Here is a 21,709-nt window from a genome sequence, read left to right as displayed (position 1 = left end):
CCATTCGACTACTCTCTATATTTAGCCACAAAGTCCATAAGTGCATTACGGTCGGAATCAAAGTTAAAAACATCATAAACAGTAAAGAAATTGCCCTTATCCGCACAAAGTGTGTAAAGATGTTTTGCCATTTGTAGCTTATCAAAGCTATATAAGGCAAGGATAGGTTTTATCTGAGCACAGGTATATGCAGTATTGCGCTGTTGATTAATGAAAGCAGTTCGGTCACTATCAAAGTGAAACTTACTAAGCGCTCTGTAGAAATTAGCGTACACATCATCGGGCATCACCTGCAGGTGAGGATTCCCTCCTATAGAATGTCCTGCTTGATAAGGGTTATTCCAAATATCATTCCAATCCCCTCCATACCATTGTTTTTCAATAGGGTATACGGCAAGTTCATACAAGCCATACTGTACAAAATAATCCAATACTGTACGGCTATTTTGCTGAGCCATTAGGGTAGTTTGGTATACTAAGAATCCATTTAGATAGATAGAAAGAGGTACCGCTCCTGAACGCACATCAAAAAAGCGAAACTTCCCTGTATAACCACTTATTTGCTGGTCTGCTAAAGTTACTGTGAAATAACCATTATCAGGAATACGCAAAAATACTTCAGAATAGCCATAAGGAGCAGGATTCCATTGATATTGTCCAGGGGAAGTCCTATACTGTTGTAAGTTAGGGCGCTTATACTCCCCTCCTTGTATATCTAACTGAATATGAACCGAATTAATATCAGATGCTTTCGCTTCATTACGAAGTAACTTTCCTATTTTCCCTGCCTCTTGAGCAAAAAGCCCCTGTGTAAGAAGCAAGCAAACTATGGTTATTATTCTCATTTTTCTTTTCTTTTAAAAATATTACTTAAAAGAGAAAGCAATATGTATGCCAAAATGATAAGTGCAAAACCCGCTTCCCTCAAACAAATCAATAGGAGCAAGGATAGGAGCAAGAAAAAATATTTAAGGGCATTCCTTCTTAAGGAAAAATCCTTGAATTTCAGAGAGAAGAGAGAGAGATTACTATTGAGCAAATAGCAGCTTAACACCGTTATTAGAAGCGTCCCCCAAAGCGGAAGTGCCTTTATATAAATAGCTTCTTTGACAATAAATCCCAAAGAAATGATAAAGAGCGCATTAGCAGGAGTTGGCAAGCCTATGAAAGATTCGCTCTGGCGAGTATCCAAGTTAAACCGAGCCAAGCGATACGCTGAAGCCAGCGTTATCAGATAGCCTACAAAAGGCACGTAAAAATGGACTATATCTCCGTAAGGTGCTGTATCATAGCTAATAAGCCAATACATTACCTGCCCAGGCACCAAGCCTGAAGTAACCAAATCGGCAAGAGAATCCAGTTGCAATCCTAAAGGAGAGGAAACCCTAAGCCAACGTGCCACAAAGCCGTCAAAAAAGTCAAAAACAATCCCTAAGAAGAACCAATACAATGCCCAATCAAAGGCTTGGGAAATAGCATAACGCAGGGCAATAATACCACAAAAAAGATTCAAAAGGGTAATGAAATTAGGGAGTAATTTCTTCATTATACTAATTTTTTATATCGGAATTATACTTTACAATGTCTCGCATCACAATGCAGCACAGTCCTTCTTATAGCTATTTGCTTATAGAGGTAGTCCCCTACTCCTGTAACCTTCCCTAAAAAGAACAAGGGCAGGAAAAGCCAAAGAATCGGTAAGCGTAAGACAATCCTACAAAGGGTATCATAACCATAACGCCATTTGCCAACTAAGGAAGCCAATTGCTTCTGGGCTAAAGAGAGATCAAAACAAGGGTCTGTAATAGAAGTATCTCTAAGAGGTTTTAGTTCCACCCATCTAAGCCAGTCCCATCGCCTTATCCACGAAGCAAAACGAGTACATTTGGGGCAGTAGTTATCATAGAGGACAAGCATATACTAACATTTGTTGTCATCCAAATAATCAGCCGTACCATTCCCATTACAATCAGGGAAAGTAATAGTTCCGTCCTCATGGTGTCGGATTTCATCAATGGAAGGGATACCATCCCCATCATGATCATATCTTTCTGTCTTGATGAGCTTTATCTCAAAAATTAAAGGTGAATAGGCAGCAACTCCCGAAGAACCGGAGAAATAACCTATTCCAGAAGGCATAAAGAAAATTCCCATCCCTCCATCGGTGGGAGCCACTAAAGTACCATCCCCCTGTGGAATAGCTTTCCCTGTGGAAGAAGCCTTGAGGGTAGCCACCGCTTCACGAAAACCTATGATGGTTCCCCCTACATAAGCACTCGCACGAGTACCTAATAAGTCCATCCAATTCCTCTGAGAGAACTGCATAGAATTATCAAAGGATTTATTCTTAAGAGTAAGCCCATTATATAACACATACGAATGGTCTGCTATCGTTGCCTGTTCCCCTACTCCTTCCTGAAGAATAAGATAGTACATAGTATTCTCTATATAATTCCCATGCTGGTCAGGTACTTTAAGTACCTTCTTCTTTAGGTTGGGATTATTCCAAAGAGAAGTTTTCCCTGCATTCGCCTTAGCGATAGTATCCAATACGAAATTCTTTTGGCTATCTAATTCACAAAAATGTGTTTTGAGATAACGTTGGATATCTCGGTCATTTTCAGGAATCACCTCGGACATCTCGCGTAACTTATTACCATCATCCCCGCTTTTCTTACAGGAAAATAGGCTTACCATGGCAAGGGCAAGCAATAACATAGCTTTCTTTATCATCTTTTGAAAAATAAATACTTAAATTTGGGTGCAAGTTACGAAAAATTCTTGTATTTTTGCATGGCTTTTTCAAACAAATGAATATTATTTTTGCAATGTGCTAATTATCAAATACTTAACACGGTCTTATAATGACTACCGAACTCCATTCCCCTCTATGTCAAAAAGCTACATTCTTAACTTTGAGACAGACCTGGAGAAATGCTGGCATTATTGGGAATACCATTACCCTTCCATTCTATGCAACTCTAAGGATTCCTGCCCCATACGGAAGTTAAGGTGATTTTTTGGGACTCAGCCCTAATCTGTCCAAGAGAAAAACTTTAAAATAATAACGCTTAATGAGAATAGACAAATACTTATGGTGTGTACGTTATTACAAAACACGCAATATAGCCACAGAAGCCTGCAAGAAAGGACATATCCGCATCAATGGAGAAGCTGCTAAAGCCTCCAAAGAGGTATTCCCTCAGGATAAGATACAAATACGCAAGGATCAAATTACCTATGAAATTGTAGTGAATGACCTCCCAGAATCACGCGTAGGAGCAAAACTTGTAGACCTATACCGAACGGATAACACCCCCCCTGAGGCTTTTGAACAAGCACAGGCTCAACAACAAGCTCAAGAATATTACCGAAAGAAAGGAGAAGGTCGCCCTACAAAGAAAGACCGCCGAGAACTCGAACAGTTCTTAGAGAATGAATAATTACTCAAACCCTTTACTATGACTATTATACTAAATCAAGAGCAGATAGCTCACAAAATCCGTAGAATCGCTTACCAAATATATGAAGCAAATATCCACGAGGAACATTTTATCCTTGCTGGGATTGAAAAGAATGGCTATATATTGGCAGAAAAGCTCTATCAAGAACTTAAAAGTTTCTGTCCTATTCCTATAGAACTATGTAAGGTCATTGTGAATAAAACTAATGTACTCGCCCCTGTTACTACCTCTCTACCTGTGGAGGCTTATACCCATCAGTCTGTGGTATTGGTGGACGATGTATTAAGTACAGGAGCTACCCTCATTTATGGGGTAAAGCATTTCTTGGAAGTGCCTTTAAAACAGCTCAAAACGGCGGTCTTGGTGAATCGTAACCATAAGAAATTCCCTATTAAGGCGGACTTTAAGGGCATCTCCCTTTCCACCTCCTTACAAGAACATATAGAAGTAAGTTTTGAAGGTGCTCCTGTGGCATATCTCCAATAAAAATAGTGATTATGTTAGTGAGTTTACTCCTTATTTTTATCCTGCTGAATTCCATTATCAAACTCAGTTTTTGGAAACTGTGGCAGGTTACCTTATTCGGATTGATTGTAGGAGGGTTCCTCTGGCGGGTATATGATTTTGCCTCAGAACAATCCCAAGTAACTCTTGATCAAATGCTCTCCAATATCAAAATTCTCAGTGATATGGCGGTTTTGGTTACTATAGAGTCAGCCATAGGAATTCTTTTCTGCTTTGTCGCGCTAAGGGATTACTATCAGAATAGAGAAAGCAGATGGACACAGGTGTTAAGGTGGTTCCCTGGTGTACTCATCTTCCCTTGTCTATTCTATGGGCTTGCACAGGCTTTTTTCTACTTCTCCGGAGTGGATTTCCAGACAATAACCTTCATTATTATAGGGATGACCCTGTTCTTTATCATAGCAGGAGCTAAAGCTATCGCATGGGCGCTTCCAGAGAGGGACTTGCGATTGGAAGTACATTTTTTGATGAGTATTTTTGTAACCCTTTTAGGTCTCGCTTTGACTGCCAGTGGGCAAATTATCTATGTACCTAAAAGTGAACCTTTAAACATCCTTCTACTCAGTCAGATATTTCTTTTCTTTATAGCACTTTTCTCTTTGGGCTTCTTCCTAAATAAGTTCTATTGGATATGGAAAAGCAAAAGGAACAAATCCTCAAAATAATTATCTTCTTATAAGAACAATACAGAAAACACCTACCACTATAATAATCTTAAGCAAGTTTCTTAAGAAGGCATAATGTACCTCCGTCCTACTCTTCCAAAGAATAGGGATAAAAACACTAATAAGCAGGATAGCCGCAAGTATAAAATAATACTTCATAGCTCCTGTATCGGGAAAAGCGGTGAGAAAGTAAATGCAAATGAGAGTAAGCCCTATAAGAACTGAAATAAGCTGCTTGGAACTCTTCTCCCCATAGTCCGTAGCAATGGTATGATAGCCTAAAGCAAAGTCCCCCTTGATATTCTGGAGGTCTTTTACAAAGTCCTTTGCCAAAAGTAGATAGTACAAGAAGGCAGCATGTACAAATATAATCTTTTGAAAATTATGATAATAAACAAAGATAGCAAAGAAAGGTATAATAGAGAGTATTCCTGATACAATATTACCTACCAAAACTATTTTCTTCAATCGGTGGGAGTAGAACCACATCATAAAGATATAAATAGAAAAAAAAAGTACTGCACGGAAGGATACATAACTTGCCACAATCACCGAAAGGAAGTTAAGGATAAAGTAGAGTGTCAGTTGGGTATTCTGCCCTACTAAGCGCTGAATCATAGCGCGTGTAGGTTCATTAATCAAGTCCTTCTCTTTATCATAAAAGGCATTAATAATATATCCTCCTGCCACAGCTAAGGCTCCTGCTAGCACAATAACAAAAAGATGCCTGTCAAAGAGTACTTGCCTTATCGGACGCTTGGAGAGGATAAAGATAGCCGTCAGGTATTGGGCAATACATATCATGAGAATATTATATCCCCTAACTACAGAAAAAAGCCCTAAAAACTTTGAAAAAGGAAACATGAATTATTGATGAATTGTTGATGATCTCATGATGAGCCTTTGGCTTGCAAAAGTAAGAATGATTTTTTAGAAAAACAAATTTTAAAAACAAATATACACACTGCACCCACTCACTCTTCATCTTAAAAAAAATTAACAAAAGTTAAAGTTTTGTGTATTTTTCAGAGAGTATATACCAGCTAAGTAAAAATTACTACTTTTACACTCATTTTCAAAACATACATAAAAAGTGCATACCCGAACTGAACGTTATAATCGCAGGAAACTTATCTCTTCCTATTTTTCTGTTACTCTGAGTATTACTCTGGTATTATTTCTCTTGGGTATTTTGGGATTTCTAATGATTAATGCCAAGAACTTTACCGATAACTACAAGGAGAACTTAAGTATGTCCATTTTCCTAAAGGATACTGCCAAAGAAGCAGATATACAACAACTACAGAAAGAGCTCTCTGTAGCTGAATATACTAAGAAGATAAGCTTTATTTCCAAAGAAGAAGCAGCCCAATCCTTCAGTGAAGAATTAGGAGAGGATTTTATTAGTGTTATAGGAGATAACCCCTTGCAAAATTCCTTCGACCTAAACCTAAAAGCCGATTATGTAAATCCTCTGAAGATGGAAGAGATTAAAGAAAATATCTTACAGAATGCCTCTGTGAAAGAAGTATACTATGATAAGGCTTCCGTGAAGAAGATACACAGTAATATCCAGAATGTTAGCCTAATTATACTGAGCATTTCTATTATCTTTACCTTTGTAGCAATGCTCCTTATCAATTCCTCCATACGGCTTTCCGTATATTCCAAACGGTTTATTATCAAGACTATGCAACTGGTAGGGGCTACTAAAGCTTTCATTCGTCGCCCTTTTGTGATTACCAATATATGGTTAGGACTCTTAAGTGCTATACTCGCATGTATAGCCCTTACAATATGCTTGTACTATCTAAATCAATCATGGCCTGAGCTGGATATCTTCACTCGTACGAACGATTTTATTCTCGTATTCGGAGGACTGTTCATTATAGGAATATTCATCAGCTGGATCAGCACTTATTTTGCTGCACAACGCTTCTTGAACCTACATACAGACGAACTCTATTACTAATGAGAATGTAAAGAAGTAAAAATTAGAATTCAAATTTAAAAACTAAAAAAGTGATTTTTAAGAAGAAAAACTACTTGTTAATGCTCCTTGGTTTGGGGCTTATAGCTGTGGGCTTCCTCACTATGAGTGGAGGAGGTAGTGATGACCCAAAAGTCTTTAATCCTGCTATTTTTAGCTTCAGACGTATCAGCCTTGCTCCTGCCTTAGTTCTCTTAGGCTTTGGAGTAGAAATATTTGCCATTTTGTATACGGACAAAGAAAAAGAAAGCTAATGGACTTACTACAAGCGATTATCATTGCCATTGTGGAGGGACTCACCGAGTACCTTCCTATTTCCTCCACAGCTCACATGATCTTTACCCGTGAGCTAATGGGCTTACCCGAAGACGATTTCTTCAAGATATTTGCCTTATGTATACAGTTTGGAGCTATTTTGGCAGTAGTAACCCTCTACTGGCGTAAGTTTCTGGACTTTAGTAAATGGCAGTTCTATTTGAAATTAATCTGTGCCGTACTACCTGCCTTAATACTGGGTAAGCTCCTTGATGATTATATAGATTCTGTCATGGGAGCCCCTGTATATATTGCTATAATGCTTATCGTAGGGGGGATTGTCCTACTTTTTATAGATCGTTTCTTTCAGCACCCAACTATATTACATGAGAAGGATATCTCTATTAAGAAAGCGGTCATTATTGGTCTGTGGCAGTGCTTGGCTATGATGCCTGGCACAAGTAGGTCAGCCGCTTCCATCATTGGAGGTATGCAACAGAAACTCTCTCGGGAACTTGCCGCAGAATTTTCCTTTTTCCTTGCAGTACCTACGATGCTCGCTGTAACGGTATATTCCTTATTCTTAAAGCATTATCAGGGAAGTGGAGAATCTCTAAAGGGATACCAGCTCCTTGCAGATAACTCCGATAAGCTTTCCATGTTCCTCATTGGCAACATTGTGGCTTATATTGTGGCAATCCTTGCTATCAAGGGATTTGTGAACCTAATCAAGAAGTATGGCTTCTCACTATGGGGATATTATCGCATTATAGTAGGAGGGATTCTGCTCATTTTTCTGTTGAATAAATAAATCCTCATAAGGGAATTCATCATTAAGCCTTTTATTATGAAGTATCTATTATTCTTTCTTCCTTTTTTAGGATATGCTCAAGCAATAGACCTAAGCTTATCGCTCAATCCTAGGGAGAAATATTACCAAAATATCCTCTCAGAAGTCTCATCAAAACAAGAAATTGAGGGGGCTCAAGTAGAAACAAAAGCTCGTAGTGAGGTACGCATACGCTATACAGTGGGTAGGGAAGATAAGATGATCTACCCTATGAGCCTTCACTATGAACAAGCCTCCCTACAGATGGAGACAAAAGTGAATGGCCAGGTAATGCCACTGGGAAAGATTCCTGATTATACCAACCAAGCAGCCAAAGAACTTTGCAAGCAACCCCTTAAGGGAGAACTTAGTACTAAAGGAAAAATAGTAAAACTCTCGGAAACAAAACCTCTTATAGAACGTGCTATGAAGCACCTCGAAAAGAAACAACCTAAGGATGCCCCCTTAACCTCTTTTGAAAAACAACAAGTACAAGCTCAGTTGGAAGCTGCCTTCTCAGAGACCACTTTACAGTCCAATCTCTCCAATGTACTCTCTGTCCTACCTCGTCAAAGAGTTCATGTAGGAGATAGCTGGGAGATATCCTCCTTCCTCTCCAAAGAGATGAATGTAAATATAAAAACTCAATACACTCTTATGGAGGCAACAGAACAATCCCTTTATATTCAAGGAAAGGCAAAAATAGCAACCAACAAAGAAAAAGTAATCCTCCAACAGGGACAATATGTCTTCTTCACTATGAATGGAGAAATTATCATTCACATTTGGCTTGACCCTTCTTCCCGATGGATACAGAAAGCCTCTGCAGAACAAACCCTCAAAGGAGAAACAGAAGTAGAAGGGGATCTCTCTCATCAGAAAGGAAAAGTGATTCCTTTTGAGAGCAAATCGGTTATCAAAGTAAATATTCAATAACAAAAAAATGAAAAAATAACTTTTCTTTTCCCACTTTTCACTTTTTACTAACAGTTAAATTGAAAAAAAAACAATAATTTAGCAACCTGATTTAAATACAAACAAATATTTTGAGATTATGAGTGTTGACATTAGTCATATTAATGAAAAAATAGAGCGAGAAAGCGTATTCATAGAAGCACTTAGCTCAGAGATGTCCAAAGTAATTGTCGGACAAAAACACATGATAGACACCTTGCTTATAGGGCTTTTAGGTCAAGGACACATCCTTTTAGAAGGGGTGCCAGGTCTTGCGAAAACCCTTTCTATCAATACTCTTGCCAAAGCGGTGCATGGCTCCTTCAGTAGAATCCAGTTCACCCCTGACCTACTCCCTGCCGATGTAATAGGTACTATGACTTATAACATAAAGCAAAATGAATTCTCCATAAAAAAAGGACCTATTTTTGCAAACTTCGTACTTGCTGACGAAATCAACCGTGCCCCTGCTAAAGTACAATCAGCCCTCCTTGAAGCAATGCAGGAAAGCAAGTAACCATAGGCGATACCACCTTTGTCCTTGATAAACCTTTCCTTGTAATGGCTACACAAAACCCCGTAGAACAGGAAGGTACTTATCCTCTTCCTGAAGCACAAGTAGACCGTTTTATGCTTAAGGCTGTTATAGACTATCCCAAATTGGACGAGGAACAGTTTATCATGCGCAATAACCTTTCTGGAGAACAAAAACCCGTAAATCAGGTAGTAAGCCTAGAAGAAATATTGCATGCCCAACAGGCTGCCAGAGAGGTTTATATGGATGAAAAGATAGAAAAATATATCCTTGATATTGTCTTCGCTACCCGTTATCCTGAGAAATATAATCTCCCTGACCTTAAGGGACTGATACAGTTTGGGGCTTCTCCTCGTGGAAGTATCAATTTGGCGATTGCAGCTAAATGCCATGCCTTCATTCGCCGCCGTGGCTATGTGGTACCAGAGGATGTGAGAGCCGTAATCTTTGATGTACTACGCCACCGTATAGGCATCACCTATGAAGCAGAAGCTGAGAATATTAATTCTGTAGAAATCATCAATAAGATTATCAATACAGTAGAAGTACCTTAAAAAGAATTTCTTAAATAAGACTCCCTTTCATCTGGAAAGAGAAAGGTACTGATTGCTTCACAAGTTACTGGATTAATCCTTTCAAAGGAAAAACATCTAAAATTAGCTATATTTAAGTGACTATAATGTATACGAAAATATAAAAATTTGTTGGATGTTTTATCTATTTTTACTAATTTTGCAGTGCCATTAAATTCCAAAGAACAAGAAAATTATTTTGTTATGGAGTTTTTAAATAAATATTTTGTAGAGATCTGCTTAAAGAAATTTGCGGACTTTCGCGGACGTGCCAGAAGAAAAGAGTATTGGATGTTTACCTTATGCACAGTCATTCTTCTTGTGGGAATAGATGTTTTAGGTATTATTCTATCAGGACTCTCTCCTTCTTTAGGGGATATTTTTATGGTATTGGTAGGCATCTGTATACTAATTGTCATTCTACCTAGTATTGCTATCTCTGTGCGTCGAGTACATGATTGTGGGAAGGATTGGTGGTATATCCTTATCCCTATTTATAACCTTATTCTTATGTTTACAGAAGGTAACAAAGGAGAAAATGCTTACGGTGCTGACCCTAAAGCAGGTGAATGATAAATTTTTATAATAATATTTGTTTAATTCATTTATTTATCTTAAATTTGCCTGTCAAAAAAGCGGAAACCGAAAAGCTAATAGAGTAGGTGTAAAAAAGTACACAACATGGAGCAATTTAACAAGTATTTTGTAGAAATTCTTACAAAAAAGTATGCTGACTTTAAGGGAAGGGCGAGAAGAAAAGAGTATTGGATGTTTTTCCTATTTACTTTTATTATTTTCTTTATCCTTGGCTTTTTAGCAGGAATGTTAGGTGCCATCTCCCAGACATTAGGAAGCATATTTTCAGGAATCATGGGGCTAGCATATCTTGCTATCTTAGTTCCTAATATTGCTATTTCTGTACGTAGGGTGCAAGATTGTGGAAAAGATTGGTGGTATATCCTCATTCCTATCTATAATCTTATCCTAATGTTTACAGAAGGTGATAAAGGAGAAAATGCTTACGGTCCTGATCCAAAGGCAGGAGAATAAGCTACAAAAGTAACCGTACAAACCGTCTCATAAGGGACGGTTTTTTTATCTTTAAAAAGAATCGTTTTTTATACAAATGATCGCATTTGACCCTATCTATACATATCCTGTGCCTGAAAATCATCGTTTCCCAATGGAGAAATATGCCCTTTTACACGAACAACTCCTCTGGGAAGGAGTGGTACAGAAGCAGGACTTCTTCTCTCCTAAGAAAGTATCTTTTGCTAGTGCTACCCTTGTACATAGTCCACAATATGTAAAGGATTTTATAGGATTAACCCTTGATGAGCGTACCCGTATTCACATAGGTTTTATACAGAGCCAGCAGCTTGTGGATAGAGAACTCACCTTAGTACAGGGAACCATTGATGGTGCCTTGTATGCATTGGAGGATGGAATTGCCTTCAACATAGCAGGGGGTACTCACCATGCTTATTCCAACCGAGGCGAAGGTTTCTGTATGCTTAATGACCAGGCTATAGCAGCGGCTTATCTGCTCCAATATAGGAAGGCAAAGCGTATTCTTATCATTGATCTAGATGTACATCAGGGAAATGGTACCGCAGAAATATTCTCACATACTCCTGAGGTTTTTACTTTTTCCATGCATGCCAAAGGTAACTATCCCTTTGTTAAGGAACAATCCGATATGGATATTGAATTGGAAGATAAAACCACCGACACAGTATATCTTTCCCTCTTGAAGGAGGCACTTACTAAGCTCTTTGAGAAGCATCAGCCTGATTTTGTCTTTTACCAATCGGGGGTGGATGTGTTAGAGAGTGACAAATTAGGAAAGCTGAATCTCAGTATAGAAGGATGTGCTGAGCGTGATAAGCTCGTATTTGAGCAATGTAAAAAAAGACAAATCCCTATACAATGTAGTATGGGAGGAGGCTATTCTCCAAGATTATCCATCATCCTTACAGCACATACAAATACTTTCAAAGTAGCTAAACGTGTTTTTGATATTTAATTTCAATTTTTAAAGAAAAAATTGTACCTTTGCCCAATATTAAGAGAAAAGTAAAGAACTCAGAATTAAAAACTCACAACTTATATGATAGCAACAGACAAACTTTCCCTTGGAATACTTTTCCCTATAGAAGCCTTTGAAGGACCTATCCCTCGCATGAACAAAGAGGAACAAATCAGTCTTGCTCTACAAGCAGAAGAATTGGGTTTTGATACACTCTGGGTAAGAGATGTACCTCTCTTCGATCCCAATTTCCGAGATGTTGGGCAAATATATGACCCCTGGGTATACTTATCCCATATAGCAACCCTCACTAAGAATATTAAGATAGGTACCGCCAGTATGGTACTTCCCTTACGACATCCTATCCACTTTGCCAAAGCAGCCGCTAGTGTGGATTGCCTCTTCCCTAACCGATTGCACTTAGGAATAGCCTCTGGAGACCGTGCTATAGAGTACCCTGCCTTCAATAAGCCTTATGAGAATCGCAGCATAGATTTTATGCGACAAATGGAGACCATCCGTACTTTCTGGAAAGAAGATTTCCCAAAATATGATACTCCCTTTGGAAAATTGCAAGGAGAAGCCGATGTAATTCCTAAACCACTGAACAGAAATATCCCTATGTACATCACTGGGCATGCAGGAGGTATTAATCTAGACTGGATAGCCCAGCATGGAGATGGTTGGATATATTATCCTCGAGAGTTCGCCTATACCAAGAATATCATCCAGAACTGGAAAGAAACCCTCAAAAAGCATAACCAGCCTAATAAGCCTTATATACAGCCTCTGTATATTGACCTTGTAGAGAATCCTGATGCTGAACCTATCAATATAGAACTCGGCTTCCGCTTAGGGCGCAGTTATCTCCTTGACCTGCTACAGACTTTACAATTCATGGGAGTAAGTCATGCTATTTTCATTCCTAAGTTCTGCTCCAGACCTATGAATGAGGTATTAGAAGAAATTGGCAAAGAAGTACTTCCCTATATTAATGAAGACTAAGAAGGATGAAACTTATCATTATTCATGGACCCAACCTTAACCTGTTAGGGAAAAGAGAACCTTCCGTATATGGAGAAGGCACCTTTGAGTATTTTTATCAAGGGTTATGCAAGGATTATCCTGAAGTAGAATTCTCTTTCTTTCAGTCCAACCATGAGGGAGCCCTTATAGATAAGCTTCATCAAGTAGGTTTTTCCTATGAGGGAATTATTCTCAATGCAGGAGCCTATACCCATACCTCAGTAGCTTTGCAGGACGCTATCCGTAGCATTACGACCCCTGTGGTAGAAGTGCATATTTCCAATACTTTTGCACGAGAGACTTTTCGGCATCATTCTTTTATCTCCCCTGTAGCTAAAGGTATTATTATAGGTTTTGGAATAGAAGGCTATCGGCTTGCTGTTGAAAGTTTTTTACAAAAGAAATAAATTATTGAATATTTACAACCTATGAAGATAACCTTAGCCATTCTTGCCGCTGGACTTGGATCCCGCTTTGGGGCAGATAAGCAAATAGAACCCATCCACCAGCGTGCCATTCTATTGGATTACTCCATCTATGATGCTCTTAGAGCAGGCTTTGATGAAGTTGTTCTCATTATTCGTAGTGAGATAGAAGCGATGATGAGGGCGCATTTCAAGGACAGATTCCCAAAAGCAAAAATCTCTTTTGTATTTCAGGATAGGCTTACTCCCAAATACTTAGAGCGTAAGAAGCCTTGGGGAACAGGACATGCTCTTTTGTGCCTAAAGGATAGTGTGAAAAATCCTTTCCTTATTATCAATGCTGATGATTTTTATGGAAAAGGAGCCTTTTCCATGATGGCTGAGGCTTTGCGTAAAAAAGAGGAAGGTGTCTTCTACTCTGCTGGATATAAGTTGGGGAATTCTTTGAGTGAAAATGGAACTGTTTCACGAGGTATTTGCTCAACAGATGATAAGAATAACCTTATAGAAATACAAGAGCATACCAAACTTCGCAAGAGTAACCCCCATGAAGCCATTGATGAGGCTACGGGAAATCTATTTCCCCTCTCTACTTTTGTCTCTATGAACTTCTGGGGATTTACCCCAGATATCTTCCAGATAGGAATTCCTCTTTTTGAAACCTTTATTAAGGAAAACAAAGAAAACCCTACTGCAGAGTTCTATATTCCTACCTTAGTAAGTGAAGCTAAGCATCAAGGATATGTGATAAGAATACTCCCTACCGATGAGGTTTGGTTTGGCATGACTTATCGGGATGACCTACCTTTGGTAAAAAAGGAAATAGAAACGCTTACTGAAAAAGGGATATACCCTAATGAGGTATAGGCTAAAATACTATATCTTGTCCTTTATCTTTATAATTTGATCAATGATTTCCTGAGTAGCCTGCGGATGAGCAAGTTTTTTGAAGTTTTCAGAGAGTTCTTCCCTTTTCTGTGCATGCTGGTGTAACTCATCAAGAAGAGAGAGAAATTGTGTTTGTATAGCTGTTTCTTTAAGTAAGAGTGCAGCATTCTTATCCACTATAGCTTGTGCATTTTTCCTCTGGTGATCTTCAGCTACATTAGGAGAAGGAATAAATATAACAGGTTTCCCTACGACCGCCAATTCACTTACAGTACTAGCCCCTGCACGAGAAATAATAACATCAGCAATGCTAAAAGCAGCTTTCATATCTTCAATAAAAGGCACAATACGCACCTCTTGAGACTCCCTTCCCTTATATTCTTCATAGTAGAGCTTTCCACACTGCCATAGCACCTGTATCTTTCTTTCTTTAAAATCCGTCAGATAAGTATCTACTAATTCATTTATTTTTCGAGCTCCTAAGCTTCCTCCTAAGACTAAAAGCGTAAAGACAGTTGGATCAAGAGAAAAATGAGCAAATGCATCTGTATCCTTATTCTTGAGTTGTATTAAGTCCTCCCGTATGGGGTTCCCTGTAAGGAAAATTGGTGTATGGGGAAAAAATCGCTCCATCTGTTCATAAGCAACAAAGATACCCTTGGCTCCCTTGTAAACCCACTTATTGGTTATTCCGGCATAGGAATTCTGTTCTTGAATAAAATAAGGTACTCCAAGCCACTGTGCCGCCTTAAGAGTAGGTGCTGAAGCATATCCTCCTGTCCCTATGACTACATCGGGCTGGAAGTCCTTAATGATCTTACAGGCTTTCCACAAACTATACAGTAGCCTAAAAGGGAAGAACAAGGTATCCAGACTTATCTTACGCTGGAGTCCCCGAATAGGGAGTCCCACTATGCGATACCCTTCCTGAGGCACCTTTTGCATCTCCATTTTTCCTTGTGCTCCCACAAAAAGAAACTCTGCATTAGGATATCTCCTCTTAAGTTCATTAGCAATAGCTATGGCAGGATAAATATGCCCTCCTGTACCTCCTCCTGAGAGGATAAACTTTTTCATTTTTTATTCTATTTTGGTGCAAAGGTACGCAAATCTTCACAAAAAGCAATATTATTTAAGCGTTTGCTTAATACTGCTGTTGATAGCCTTAAAAACTTCACTGTCTTGATGAGGTACACAGTCCTGTACCCAATACCACCAAAAATAACCACCCACGTAGTTCTTTACATATTTGGGCATTGCATAATAGTACTTTGCTCTTTGTACTTTGCTCTGTATAGGGTATTTTTTATAATCATTATTGCCACATTCCCCTATCCCTAATTTCACATTCGGGAAGATAGTTTCCAGATTATTAAATACCTTTTGCCAATTAGGCTGGTAATTGCCGTTATCATCTTCGTAATAGCTTACCAGTACATAATCCAACTGTTTTTTCATATCTTCGGGAATATATCTTTTTAGCCAATCCTCCATCGTTACCTTTTGGTCACCTGGCTTAAAATAGTAGCTCACAAGCACTGTTTTTGCATTTTTACTACGAATAAACTTATAAGCAGCATAGGCTTTAGCGGCAACAAACTGAGGGTCGTCCCCCAGCCAACCTTCTCCGTTAATTTCATTGCCCACTTCCCAAAAATCGGTATATGTCGAGAGTTCCTTATATGAATCCTGAAACCTCTTCAGATAACTCTTCACACTGGTATATCCCTTCATATCTTCTGAATCGGCAGGAGTTGCCATCACATAAGCCACTTGGTGAATAGCTGAAAAAAGCGGTTTATAATCTGCTATTGCGGTACCCTTAGACATCACAATGCGCACCGTAGGCTTCACAGGCATTGCCTTGATAGCCTCTACAATCTGCTGAACAGTAACCCCCGATTCCTCCCAACTATCATCTATAGTAATACCATACAAATAGGCATTGGTAGGCTTATCAGGGGTAGGTTTGTCTGGAATTGGCTTATCAGGAATAGGTTTATTAGGATCTGATTGAGAAACTCCGTCATTATTTTTATGGCAAGCTATAAAAGCGATTGCCATACATAAGTATAATATTCTTTTCATTTGTTAATAATTCTATTTTGAAAGCACAAAGGTACTATTTTTATTGCAAACTACTACAAATTTAAAAGGTCACGTCCTAAAAAGGTTGTTCAAAATATCATATAAATATAATAATCCTTTAAAATTCAACATTCTCATAATATTGACAATCCTCCAATACATTACCAAATTTAAGAATAGGGCATAAAAAAAATACGCTTGAAGGCGTATTTTTATTGGGATTGTTATTTCGTAGCGGGAGTTGGACTCGAACCAACGACCTTCGGGTTATGAGCCCGACGAGCTACCTACTGCTCTATCCCGCGATTTATGGGTGCAAAGGTACAACCTTTTTTTTAATTACCAAAATAAATTGATGTTTTTTATTCTCTATATAACCTTTTGGAAGACAAGACTTTATCAAAAAGTAATTTCTAATAAAGTTTCTTTTGCCAAAAAGCACTTATTCTACTGTCACAGATTTCGCTAAATTACGAGGCTGATCTACATTACAACCACGCATAGTAGCTATATAATAAGCGAGAAGTTGCAAAGGAATAACACTAAGGATAGGTGAGAATAATTCATCCACTTCCGGAATCTCTAAGATATGGTCAGCTATATGACTCATTTGAGTATCTCCTTGAGTTACTATCGCTATGATTTTTCCTTTACGCGCCTTGATTTCTTGTGCATTGGAAACTACCTTTTCATAATGTCCCTTAGAAGGGGCTAAGAATATAACGGGCATATTCTCATCTATCAGAGCAATAGGTCCATGCTTCATTTCAGCAGCTGGATAGCCCTCTGCATGGATATAGGAAATTTCCTTAAGCTTTAGAGCTCCTTCCAAAGCCACTGGAAAATTCAATCCTCTTCCTAAGTAAAGGCAATTAGAGACATCCTTATATTTCTTAGCAATTTCTATTACCTTTTCCTTAACCATTTCAAGAGTTTGTGCTACCAGGTCAGGGATCTGAGAGAGCTGCATACAGAGTTTCTTATAGGTATGTGGATTTATAGTTCCCTTTTTGTGTCCTAAATGCAATGCTAAGAGGGTCAGTACTGTAAGCTGTGTAGTGAAAGCCTTAGTGGAGGCTACACCTATCTCAGGACCCGCATGAGTATAAGTTCCTGAATCCGTAAGGCGCACGATGGAAGAACCCACTACATTACAAATTCCATAGATAAAAGCCCTTTTTTCTTTGGCTAACTTCAGTGCTGCTAAGGTATCTGCCGTCTCTCCTGATTGGGATATCGCAATCACTATATCTGAAGGATTGATCACAGGATTACGGTAGCGAAACTCAGAGGCATATTCTACCTCCACAGGAATACGTGCTAGTTCTTCAAAAAGGTATTCTCCTATCAATCCTGCATTCCAAGAAGTACCACAGGCTACTATAATAATGCGATCTGCATTAAGAAATTGTCTAAGATTATTATTAATACCTGATATTTTAGTAGTACCATCCTCTAGTAGACGACCTCGCATAGTATCATGAATGGATTGAGGTTGCTCAAAAATCTCTTTAAGCATAAAATGCTCATAACCACCCTTCTCTATAGCATCCAAATTAAGTTTAAGTTCTTGTACAAAAGGATTTACTTCCTTGTTATCCAATATTTTACGAACCTCTATATCCTTATTAAGTTCAATAACAGCCATTTCTCCGTCTTCCAGATATAAGGCATTCTTGGTATATTCAATGAAAGGAGAAGCATCGGAGGCTATATAGAACTCATTTTCTCCTATACCTATCACCAACGGGCTACCCAAGCGGGCTACCACCATCTTAGTGGGATTATCCTCCTCCATTACAGCAATGGCATAAGCTCCCACTACCTCAATAAGGGCATAGCGCACCGCTGTTTCAAGATCTACCTGCTCCTTATTCTTAAGGTACTCTATAAAGTTCACCAATACTTCTGTATCAGTTTCCGAATGGAATGTGAATCCTTCCTTCTGTAATCGTTTCTTGATACTTAGATAGTTTTCAATGATACCATTGTGTACTATAGCTAATTTTCCAGAATTAGACAGATGAGGGTGTGAGTTAACGTTACTAGGTACCCCATGAGTTGCCCAACGAGTATGTCCCATACCGTAACAGGTATGAGTTGCCTCACTTCCTTCTTTGGAGGCTTTTTCTTCCAAGTCAGAAACTTTTCCTTTGGTTTTAGTACAGACAAACTTCCCCGCATTCACAATAAAACCGGCACTATCATACCCCCTATATTCTAAACGCTTAAGACCATTAATGATAATGGGATATGCATTCTTATTTCCTATATATCCTACAATTCCACACATATTTTTATTATTTCTAAATATTCCTGAATTAAGTGCAAAGTTACAATTTTTTTTTTATTTACAAAGTTCTTACTATTTTGCTTACCTTTGCACCAATGTTAAATGAAAAACAAAAAGTGAGGAATGAAACTCTATTTTTCACCATTATCTTATTAAACAACTGAAAGTGAGGAAAGTACTAAATAATTTCTGGATGTTCGTAGCACGCTTAGTATTGCGTAATCGCTATGTATTTCTTGCTCTTTTTGCAGGAATTACCATTTTTTTAGCATCACAATGGAAGAACATCCGTATGACCTATTCCGAAGCAAACATGCTTCCCGAAGACAACCCTATTAGTAAGGAATATGAACAATTCCTAAAGATTTTTGGAGAAGAAGGAAACTTAGTGGTTATTGGAGTAGATAGTAAGGCTATTGAAACACTTGAAAAGTTCAATAAGTGGAATGCCCTTGCCTCTGATTTACAGAAATATCCTCAAGTGGAAGGTGTACTCTCCCTCAATACTATTAAAGAGTTGGTCAAGGATACTGTGAAAGAGGCTTTTGTAACTCATGATTTCTTCCCTAAACAGATAAAAAATCAAAAGGAATTAGACACGCTCACTCACAAGCTCCTTACACAGACCCCTGTGTATGAAGGACTTCTATTTAACCAAAAGAGAACTACCTTACGTATGGCGGTCTCTTTACGCAAGGATATTGTTAATACTGCTATTCGTAAGGATTTTATTCTTAAAGACCTCAGACCCTTAATAGAAAAATATCAAACTGAGCTACAAACTCCTTTGTATGTTTCAGGGATGCCCTATATACGTACCCTAAGCACTGAGGTTATTACAGGAGAGATAGGACTTTTCATAGGAGGAGCCCTACTGGCAACCTGTTTAGTGCTACTCTTCTTCTTTCGTTCTTTTCGTGCTATGTTTATCTCCCTCTGCTGTGTACTGGTTGGGGTAATGTGGGCATTCGGTTTTTTAGGACTTTTCCATTATGAGATTACCATACTCACTGCTGTTATTCCTCCTCTGGTCATAGTTATTGGGGTACCAAATTGTGTTTTTCTTATTAACCGTTACCAGCAAGAAATACAAAAGCATGGCTATAAGGCAATGGCTCTTCAGCGAGTAATTACCAAAGTAGGGAATGTTACCTTGCTAACCAACCTAACTACAGCAGCGGGCTTTGCTACTTTTATCATTACAGAAAGTAAAATACTTAAGGAATTTGGTATTGTCTCTTCCATCAGTATTATGTGCTTATACGTAATCTCATTATGCCTTATCCCTATCATCTATAGCTTTATGCCTATTCCAAAAGAGAGGCACCTGAAACATTTGTCCAAACAATGGATAGGAGGGCTCTTGCAAACTATAGAGCAGATTGTTAAGAAACATCGTTTTGCTACTTTCTCCGTAGCTGTTGCTCTTCTTGTAGTAAGTATTATTGGAATATATCGTATACATATCTCAGGAAGCATTATTGAGGACATGCCCAAGAGTGAAACATTCTATGACGATATTCTTTTCTTTGAAAAGCAGTTCGGAGGGATCATGCCTCTGGAAATTACGGTAGATACAGGACGAAAAAATGGTGTTATGCGCCCTAATACCCTACAGAGTATGGCTAAGTTAGAAGAATTCTTAGAAGATATACCTGAAATATCTCAACCCATTTCGGTAGTCAGATTAGTAAAATATGCTCGACAAGCTTTTTATAATGGAAAGGCTTCGTATTTTGATCTCCCTACCGCTCAAGAGCGCACTTTCTTACTTTCCTATATTAAGAATTCAGGAGGCAAGTCCGATATGCTTCATAGTATTGTAGATAGCACAGGACAGATAGCCCGTATTACTGTTTTTATGAAGGATATTGGCACCGAGAAAATGCATCATATAGAGGAAGCTATTGCTAAACAAACTGACAAACTCTTCCCTAAAGATCAATACACTATTCGCCTTACAGGAAAGGCTTATATGTTCACCAAAGGAACAGATTACTTAGTAGGGAACCTTATCCAGTCCTTACTCCTTACCATTGGGATTATTGCCTTAATGATGGGGTATATGTTTCGTTCGTTTAAAATGGTAATTATCTCCTTGATTCCTAACTTATTACCTCTACTTATTACGGCAGGAGTCATGGGGTATGCAGGGATTCCTCTGAAACCTTCTACTATTTTAGTATTTGGTATTGCTTTCGGTATTTCTATTGATGATACTATTCATTTCCTTGCCAAATACCGTCAAGAACTGATTTACCATAATTGGAAAGTAAAACGCTCAGTATATGCTGCTTTACAGGAAACAGGGATTAGTATGTTCTACACTTCCATAGTGTTATTCTTTGGCTTTTCTATCTTTACACTCTCCCGTTTTGGAGGCACTAAGGCACTGGGTGGACTCATCTCAACTACTTTACTCTTTGCCATGGCAAGTAACCTTATCCTACTCCCTTCCTTATTAATAGCTTTGGAAAAAAGTATTGCCAACAAACAAACACTTAAAGAACCTAATATAGATGTCCTTGGAGAAGATGAGGACGAGGAGTCTACTAACACGGAAAAAGACAAGAGAATATGAACCCTTATATACGTACTTTTCTAAAATATTTCCTACAGGGGGTACTTATCATAGGTCCTCTTAGCACAACTATTTGGATTATCTGGTCTATTTTTTATAGTGTGGATAATCTTATCCCTCATATTTCAGAGCGCTTCCCTGGTCTGGTCTTTGCTATTATCGTAGTAGGGACTACTATCATTGGCTATCTGGGGAGTCGTTTTCTTGCTGGGAAACTCTTAGTAGAGGGGCTGAACTATATTCTGGAGCACACCCCTGGCGTAAAATTCATCTACAAAACCATCCGTGAGGTAATAGGTTCTTTTGTAGGAGACAAACAGAAATTCTCCACCCCTGTATGGGTGAGAGTACAGGAGAATCCAGAGATATGGCGCATAGGATTTCTCACTCAGGAAGATATGTCCTTTGCTTCACTTTCTCAGATGGTGAGTGTGTATCTGCCTCATTCGTATGCCATATCAGGCTGGGTGATAGTGATTCAAAAAGAAAATATAAAGCCTGCTGAGGGTTTCTCTGCCAAACAGGCTATGGAGTTCGCTGTCAGTGGAGGAACTGTAGGAATGAAAAATGAAAAGTAAAAAACAAAGAAT

General features: G+C 38.5%; 23 protein-coding genes, 1 tRNA gene and 1 pseudogene. 16 read left to right on the top strand and 9 right to left on the bottom strand.

From position 1 onward, the window contains the following. Positions 1-8: 8 nt before the first annotated feature. The 4 genes from HMPREF9071_RS02630 to HMPREF9071_RS02615 are packed head-to-tail and all read right to left on the bottom strand — an operon-like array spanning position 9 to position 2,733. The gene (locus HMPREF9071_RS02630; protein WP_009745004.1) at positions 9-845 is read right to left on the bottom strand and encodes a DUF4476 domain-containing protein; all 837 of its coding nucleotides are present in this window, start codon (positions 843-845) and stop codon (positions 9-11) included. Beyond that, a complete protein-coding gene (locus tag HMPREF9071_RS02625) occupies positions 842-1,546 on the bottom strand; it encodes a phosphatidylcholine/phosphatidylserine synthase (RefSeq protein ID WP_009745003.1) in 705 nt (234 codons plus the stop codon). The genes HMPREF9071_RS02630 and HMPREF9071_RS02625 overlap by 4 nt, the downstream gene beginning before the upstream one ends. Positions 1,547-1,569: 23 nt before the next feature. Continuing rightward, positions 1,570-1,917: a DCC1-like thiol-disulfide oxidoreductase family protein gene (locus HMPREF9071_RS02620; RefSeq protein ID WP_009745002.1), complete on the bottom strand. Its 348-nt coding sequence runs from the start codon at positions 1,915-1,917 to the stop codon at positions 1,570-1,572. A 3-nt stretch (positions 1,918-1,920) separates the two neighbouring features. Beyond that, positions 1,921-2,733 (bottom strand): FKBP-type peptidyl-prolyl cis-trans isomerase, encoded by an 813-nt coding sequence (locus tag HMPREF9071_RS02615; RefSeq protein ID WP_009745001.1) that lies wholly within the window; start codon positions 2,731-2,733, stop codon positions 1,921-1,923. Between the two features lie 341 nt (positions 2,734-3,074). Between HMPREF9071_RS02615 and HMPREF9071_RS02610 the strand changes: the two genes are divergently transcribed. From HMPREF9071_RS02610 to HMPREF9071_RS02600, 3 genes are read left to right on the top strand one after another with little or no spacing between them, the layout of a single operon-like run. Further along, positions 3,075-3,443: an RNA-binding S4 domain-containing protein gene (locus tag HMPREF9071_RS02610; protein ID WP_009745000.1), complete on the top strand. Its 369-nt coding sequence runs from the start codon at positions 3,075-3,077 to the stop codon at positions 3,441-3,443. An 18-nt stretch (positions 3,444-3,461) separates the two neighbouring features. Then, on the top strand, positions 3,462-3,950 hold the full coding sequence (locus tag HMPREF9071_RS02605; RefSeq protein WP_009744999.1) for a phosphoribosyltransferase family protein: 489 nt from the start codon (positions 3,462-3,464) through the stop codon (positions 3,948-3,950). Positions 3,951-3,961: 11 nt separating this feature from the next. Beyond that, positions 3,962-4,654 carry a hypothetical protein gene (locus HMPREF9071_RS02600; RefSeq protein WP_009744998.1) on the top strand — a complete coding sequence of 231 codons (693 nt, stop codon included), beginning with the start codon at positions 3,962-3,964 and terminating at the stop codon, positions 4,652-4,654. Here HMPREF9071_RS02600 and HMPREF9071_RS02595 read toward each other — a convergent pair whose 3' ends face one another. Next, positions 4,655-5,518: a geranylgeranylglycerol-phosphate geranylgeranyltransferase gene (locus tag HMPREF9071_RS02595; protein WP_009744997.1), complete on the bottom strand. Its 864-nt coding sequence runs from the start codon at positions 5,516-5,518 to the stop codon at positions 4,655-4,657. A gap of 229 nt (positions 5,519-5,747) precedes the next feature. Here HMPREF9071_RS02595 and HMPREF9071_RS02590 point away from each other — a divergent pair, with 229 nt between their 5' ends. The 11 genes and pseudogenes from HMPREF9071_RS02590 (at position 5,748) to HMPREF9071_RS02540 (ending at position 14,136) form a co-directional block, all read left to right on the top strand. Further along, a complete protein-coding gene (locus tag HMPREF9071_RS02590) occupies positions 5,748-6,626 on the top strand; it encodes an ABC transporter permease (RefSeq protein WP_009744996.1) in 879 nt (292 codons plus the stop codon). Between the two features lie 50 nt (positions 6,627-6,676). Further along, positions 6,677-6,898, top strand: coding sequence for a DUF3098 domain-containing protein (locus tag HMPREF9071_RS02585; RefSeq protein WP_040357935.1), 222 nt, complete (start codon positions 6,677-6,679; stop codon positions 6,896-6,898). Then, positions 6,898-7,710 carry an undecaprenyl-diphosphate phosphatase gene (locus HMPREF9071_RS02580; protein ID WP_009744994.1) on the top strand — a complete coding sequence of 271 codons (813 nt, stop codon included), beginning with the start codon at positions 6,898-6,900 and terminating at the stop codon, positions 7,708-7,710. Before HMPREF9071_RS02585 ends, HMPREF9071_RS02580 begins: the two co-directional genes overlap by 1 nt. Before the next feature lie 36 nt (positions 7,711-7,746). Further along, positions 7,747-8,664, top strand: a complete 918-nt coding sequence (locus tag HMPREF9071_RS02575; protein WP_009744993.1) for a DUF6263 family protein — start codon at positions 7,747-7,749, stop codon at positions 8,662-8,664. 118 nt (positions 8,665-8,782) lie between these two features. Then, a pseudogene (locus tag HMPREF9071_RS02570) lies at positions 8,783-9,771 on the top strand (AAA family ATPase). A 222-nt stretch (positions 9,772-9,993) separates the two neighbouring features. After that, positions 9,994-10,362, top strand: a complete 369-nt coding sequence (locus tag HMPREF9071_RS02565; RefSeq protein ID WP_040358196.1) for a DUF805 domain-containing protein — start codon at positions 9,994-9,996, stop codon at positions 10,360-10,362. A gap of 108 nt (positions 10,363-10,470) precedes the next feature. Beyond that, positions 10,471-10,839, top strand: a complete 369-nt coding sequence (locus HMPREF9071_RS02560; protein ID WP_009744989.1) for a DUF805 domain-containing protein — start codon at positions 10,471-10,473, stop codon at positions 10,837-10,839. Between the two features lie 76 nt (positions 10,840-10,915). Further along, positions 10,916-11,815 carry a histone deacetylase gene (locus HMPREF9071_RS02555; RefSeq protein WP_009744988.1) on the top strand — a complete coding sequence of 300 codons (900 nt, stop codon included), beginning with the start codon at positions 10,916-10,918 and terminating at the stop codon, positions 11,813-11,815. 84 nt (positions 11,816-11,899) lie between these two features. Continuing rightward, the gene (locus HMPREF9071_RS02550; protein WP_009744987.1) at positions 11,900-12,823 is read left to right on the top strand and encodes an LLM class oxidoreductase; all 924 of its coding nucleotides are present in this window, start codon (positions 11,900-11,902) and stop codon (positions 12,821-12,823) included. Between the two features lie 5 nt (positions 12,824-12,828). Continuing rightward, the gene (gene aroQ / locus HMPREF9071_RS02545) at positions 12,829-13,251 is read left to right on the top strand and encodes a type II 3-dehydroquinate dehydratase (RefSeq protein WP_009744986.1); all 423 of its coding nucleotides are present in this window, start codon (positions 12,829-12,831) and stop codon (positions 13,249-13,251) included. 21 nt (positions 13,252-13,272) lie between these two features. Continuing rightward, positions 13,273-14,136 (top strand): sugar phosphate nucleotidyltransferase, encoded by an 864-nt coding sequence (locus HMPREF9071_RS02540; protein ID WP_009744985.1) that lies wholly within the window; start codon positions 13,273-13,275, stop codon positions 14,134-14,136. A 9-nt stretch (positions 14,137-14,145) separates the two neighbouring features. Here HMPREF9071_RS02540 and murG read toward each other — a convergent pair whose 3' ends face one another. From murG to glmS, 4 genes are all read right to left on the bottom strand, one after another. After that, complete coding sequence (murG, locus tag HMPREF9071_RS02535) at positions 14,146-15,234, bottom strand: undecaprenyldiphospho-muramoylpentapeptide beta-N-acetylglucosaminyltransferase (RefSeq protein WP_009744984.1); 1,089 nt, start codon at positions 15,232-15,234, stop codon at positions 14,146-14,148. A 51-nt stretch (positions 15,235-15,285) separates the two neighbouring features. Next, the gene (locus HMPREF9071_RS02530; RefSeq protein ID WP_009744983.1) at positions 15,286-16,221 is read right to left on the bottom strand and encodes a membrane protein; all 936 of its coding nucleotides are present in this window, start codon (positions 16,219-16,221) and stop codon (positions 15,286-15,288) included. 256 nt (positions 16,222-16,477) lie between these two features. Next, a tRNA-Met gene (locus HMPREF9071_RS02525) sits at positions 16,478-16,550 on the bottom strand. A 137-nt stretch (positions 16,551-16,687) separates the two neighbouring features. Beyond that, a complete protein-coding gene (gene glmS, locus HMPREF9071_RS02520) occupies positions 16,688-18,538 on the bottom strand; it encodes a glutamine--fructose-6-phosphate transaminase (isomerizing) (RefSeq protein ID WP_009744982.1) in 1,851 nt (616 codons plus the stop codon). Between the two features lie 193 nt (positions 18,539-18,731). Here glmS and HMPREF9071_RS02515 point away from each other — a divergent pair, with 193 nt between their 5' ends. Then, positions 18,732-21,119, top strand: coding sequence for an RND family transporter (locus HMPREF9071_RS02515; RefSeq protein ID WP_009744981.1), 2,388 nt, complete (start codon positions 18,732-18,734; stop codon positions 21,117-21,119). Continuing rightward, positions 21,116-21,697, top strand: a complete 582-nt coding sequence (locus tag HMPREF9071_RS02510) for a DUF502 domain-containing protein (protein WP_009744980.1) — start codon at positions 21,116-21,118, stop codon at positions 21,695-21,697. The genes HMPREF9071_RS02515 and HMPREF9071_RS02510 overlap by 4 nt, the downstream gene beginning before the upstream one ends. The last annotated feature ends 12 nt before the right edge of the window (positions 21,698-21,709 follow it).

Origin of the sequence: Capnocytophaga sp. oral taxon 338 str. F0234 (genome assembly GCF_000192225.1) — a bacterium.
Taxonomy (GTDB): domain Bacteria; phylum Bacteroidota; class Bacteroidia; order Flavobacteriales; family Flavobacteriaceae; genus Capnocytophaga.
This window is presented reverse-complemented; position numbering and strand designations above follow the sequence as displayed.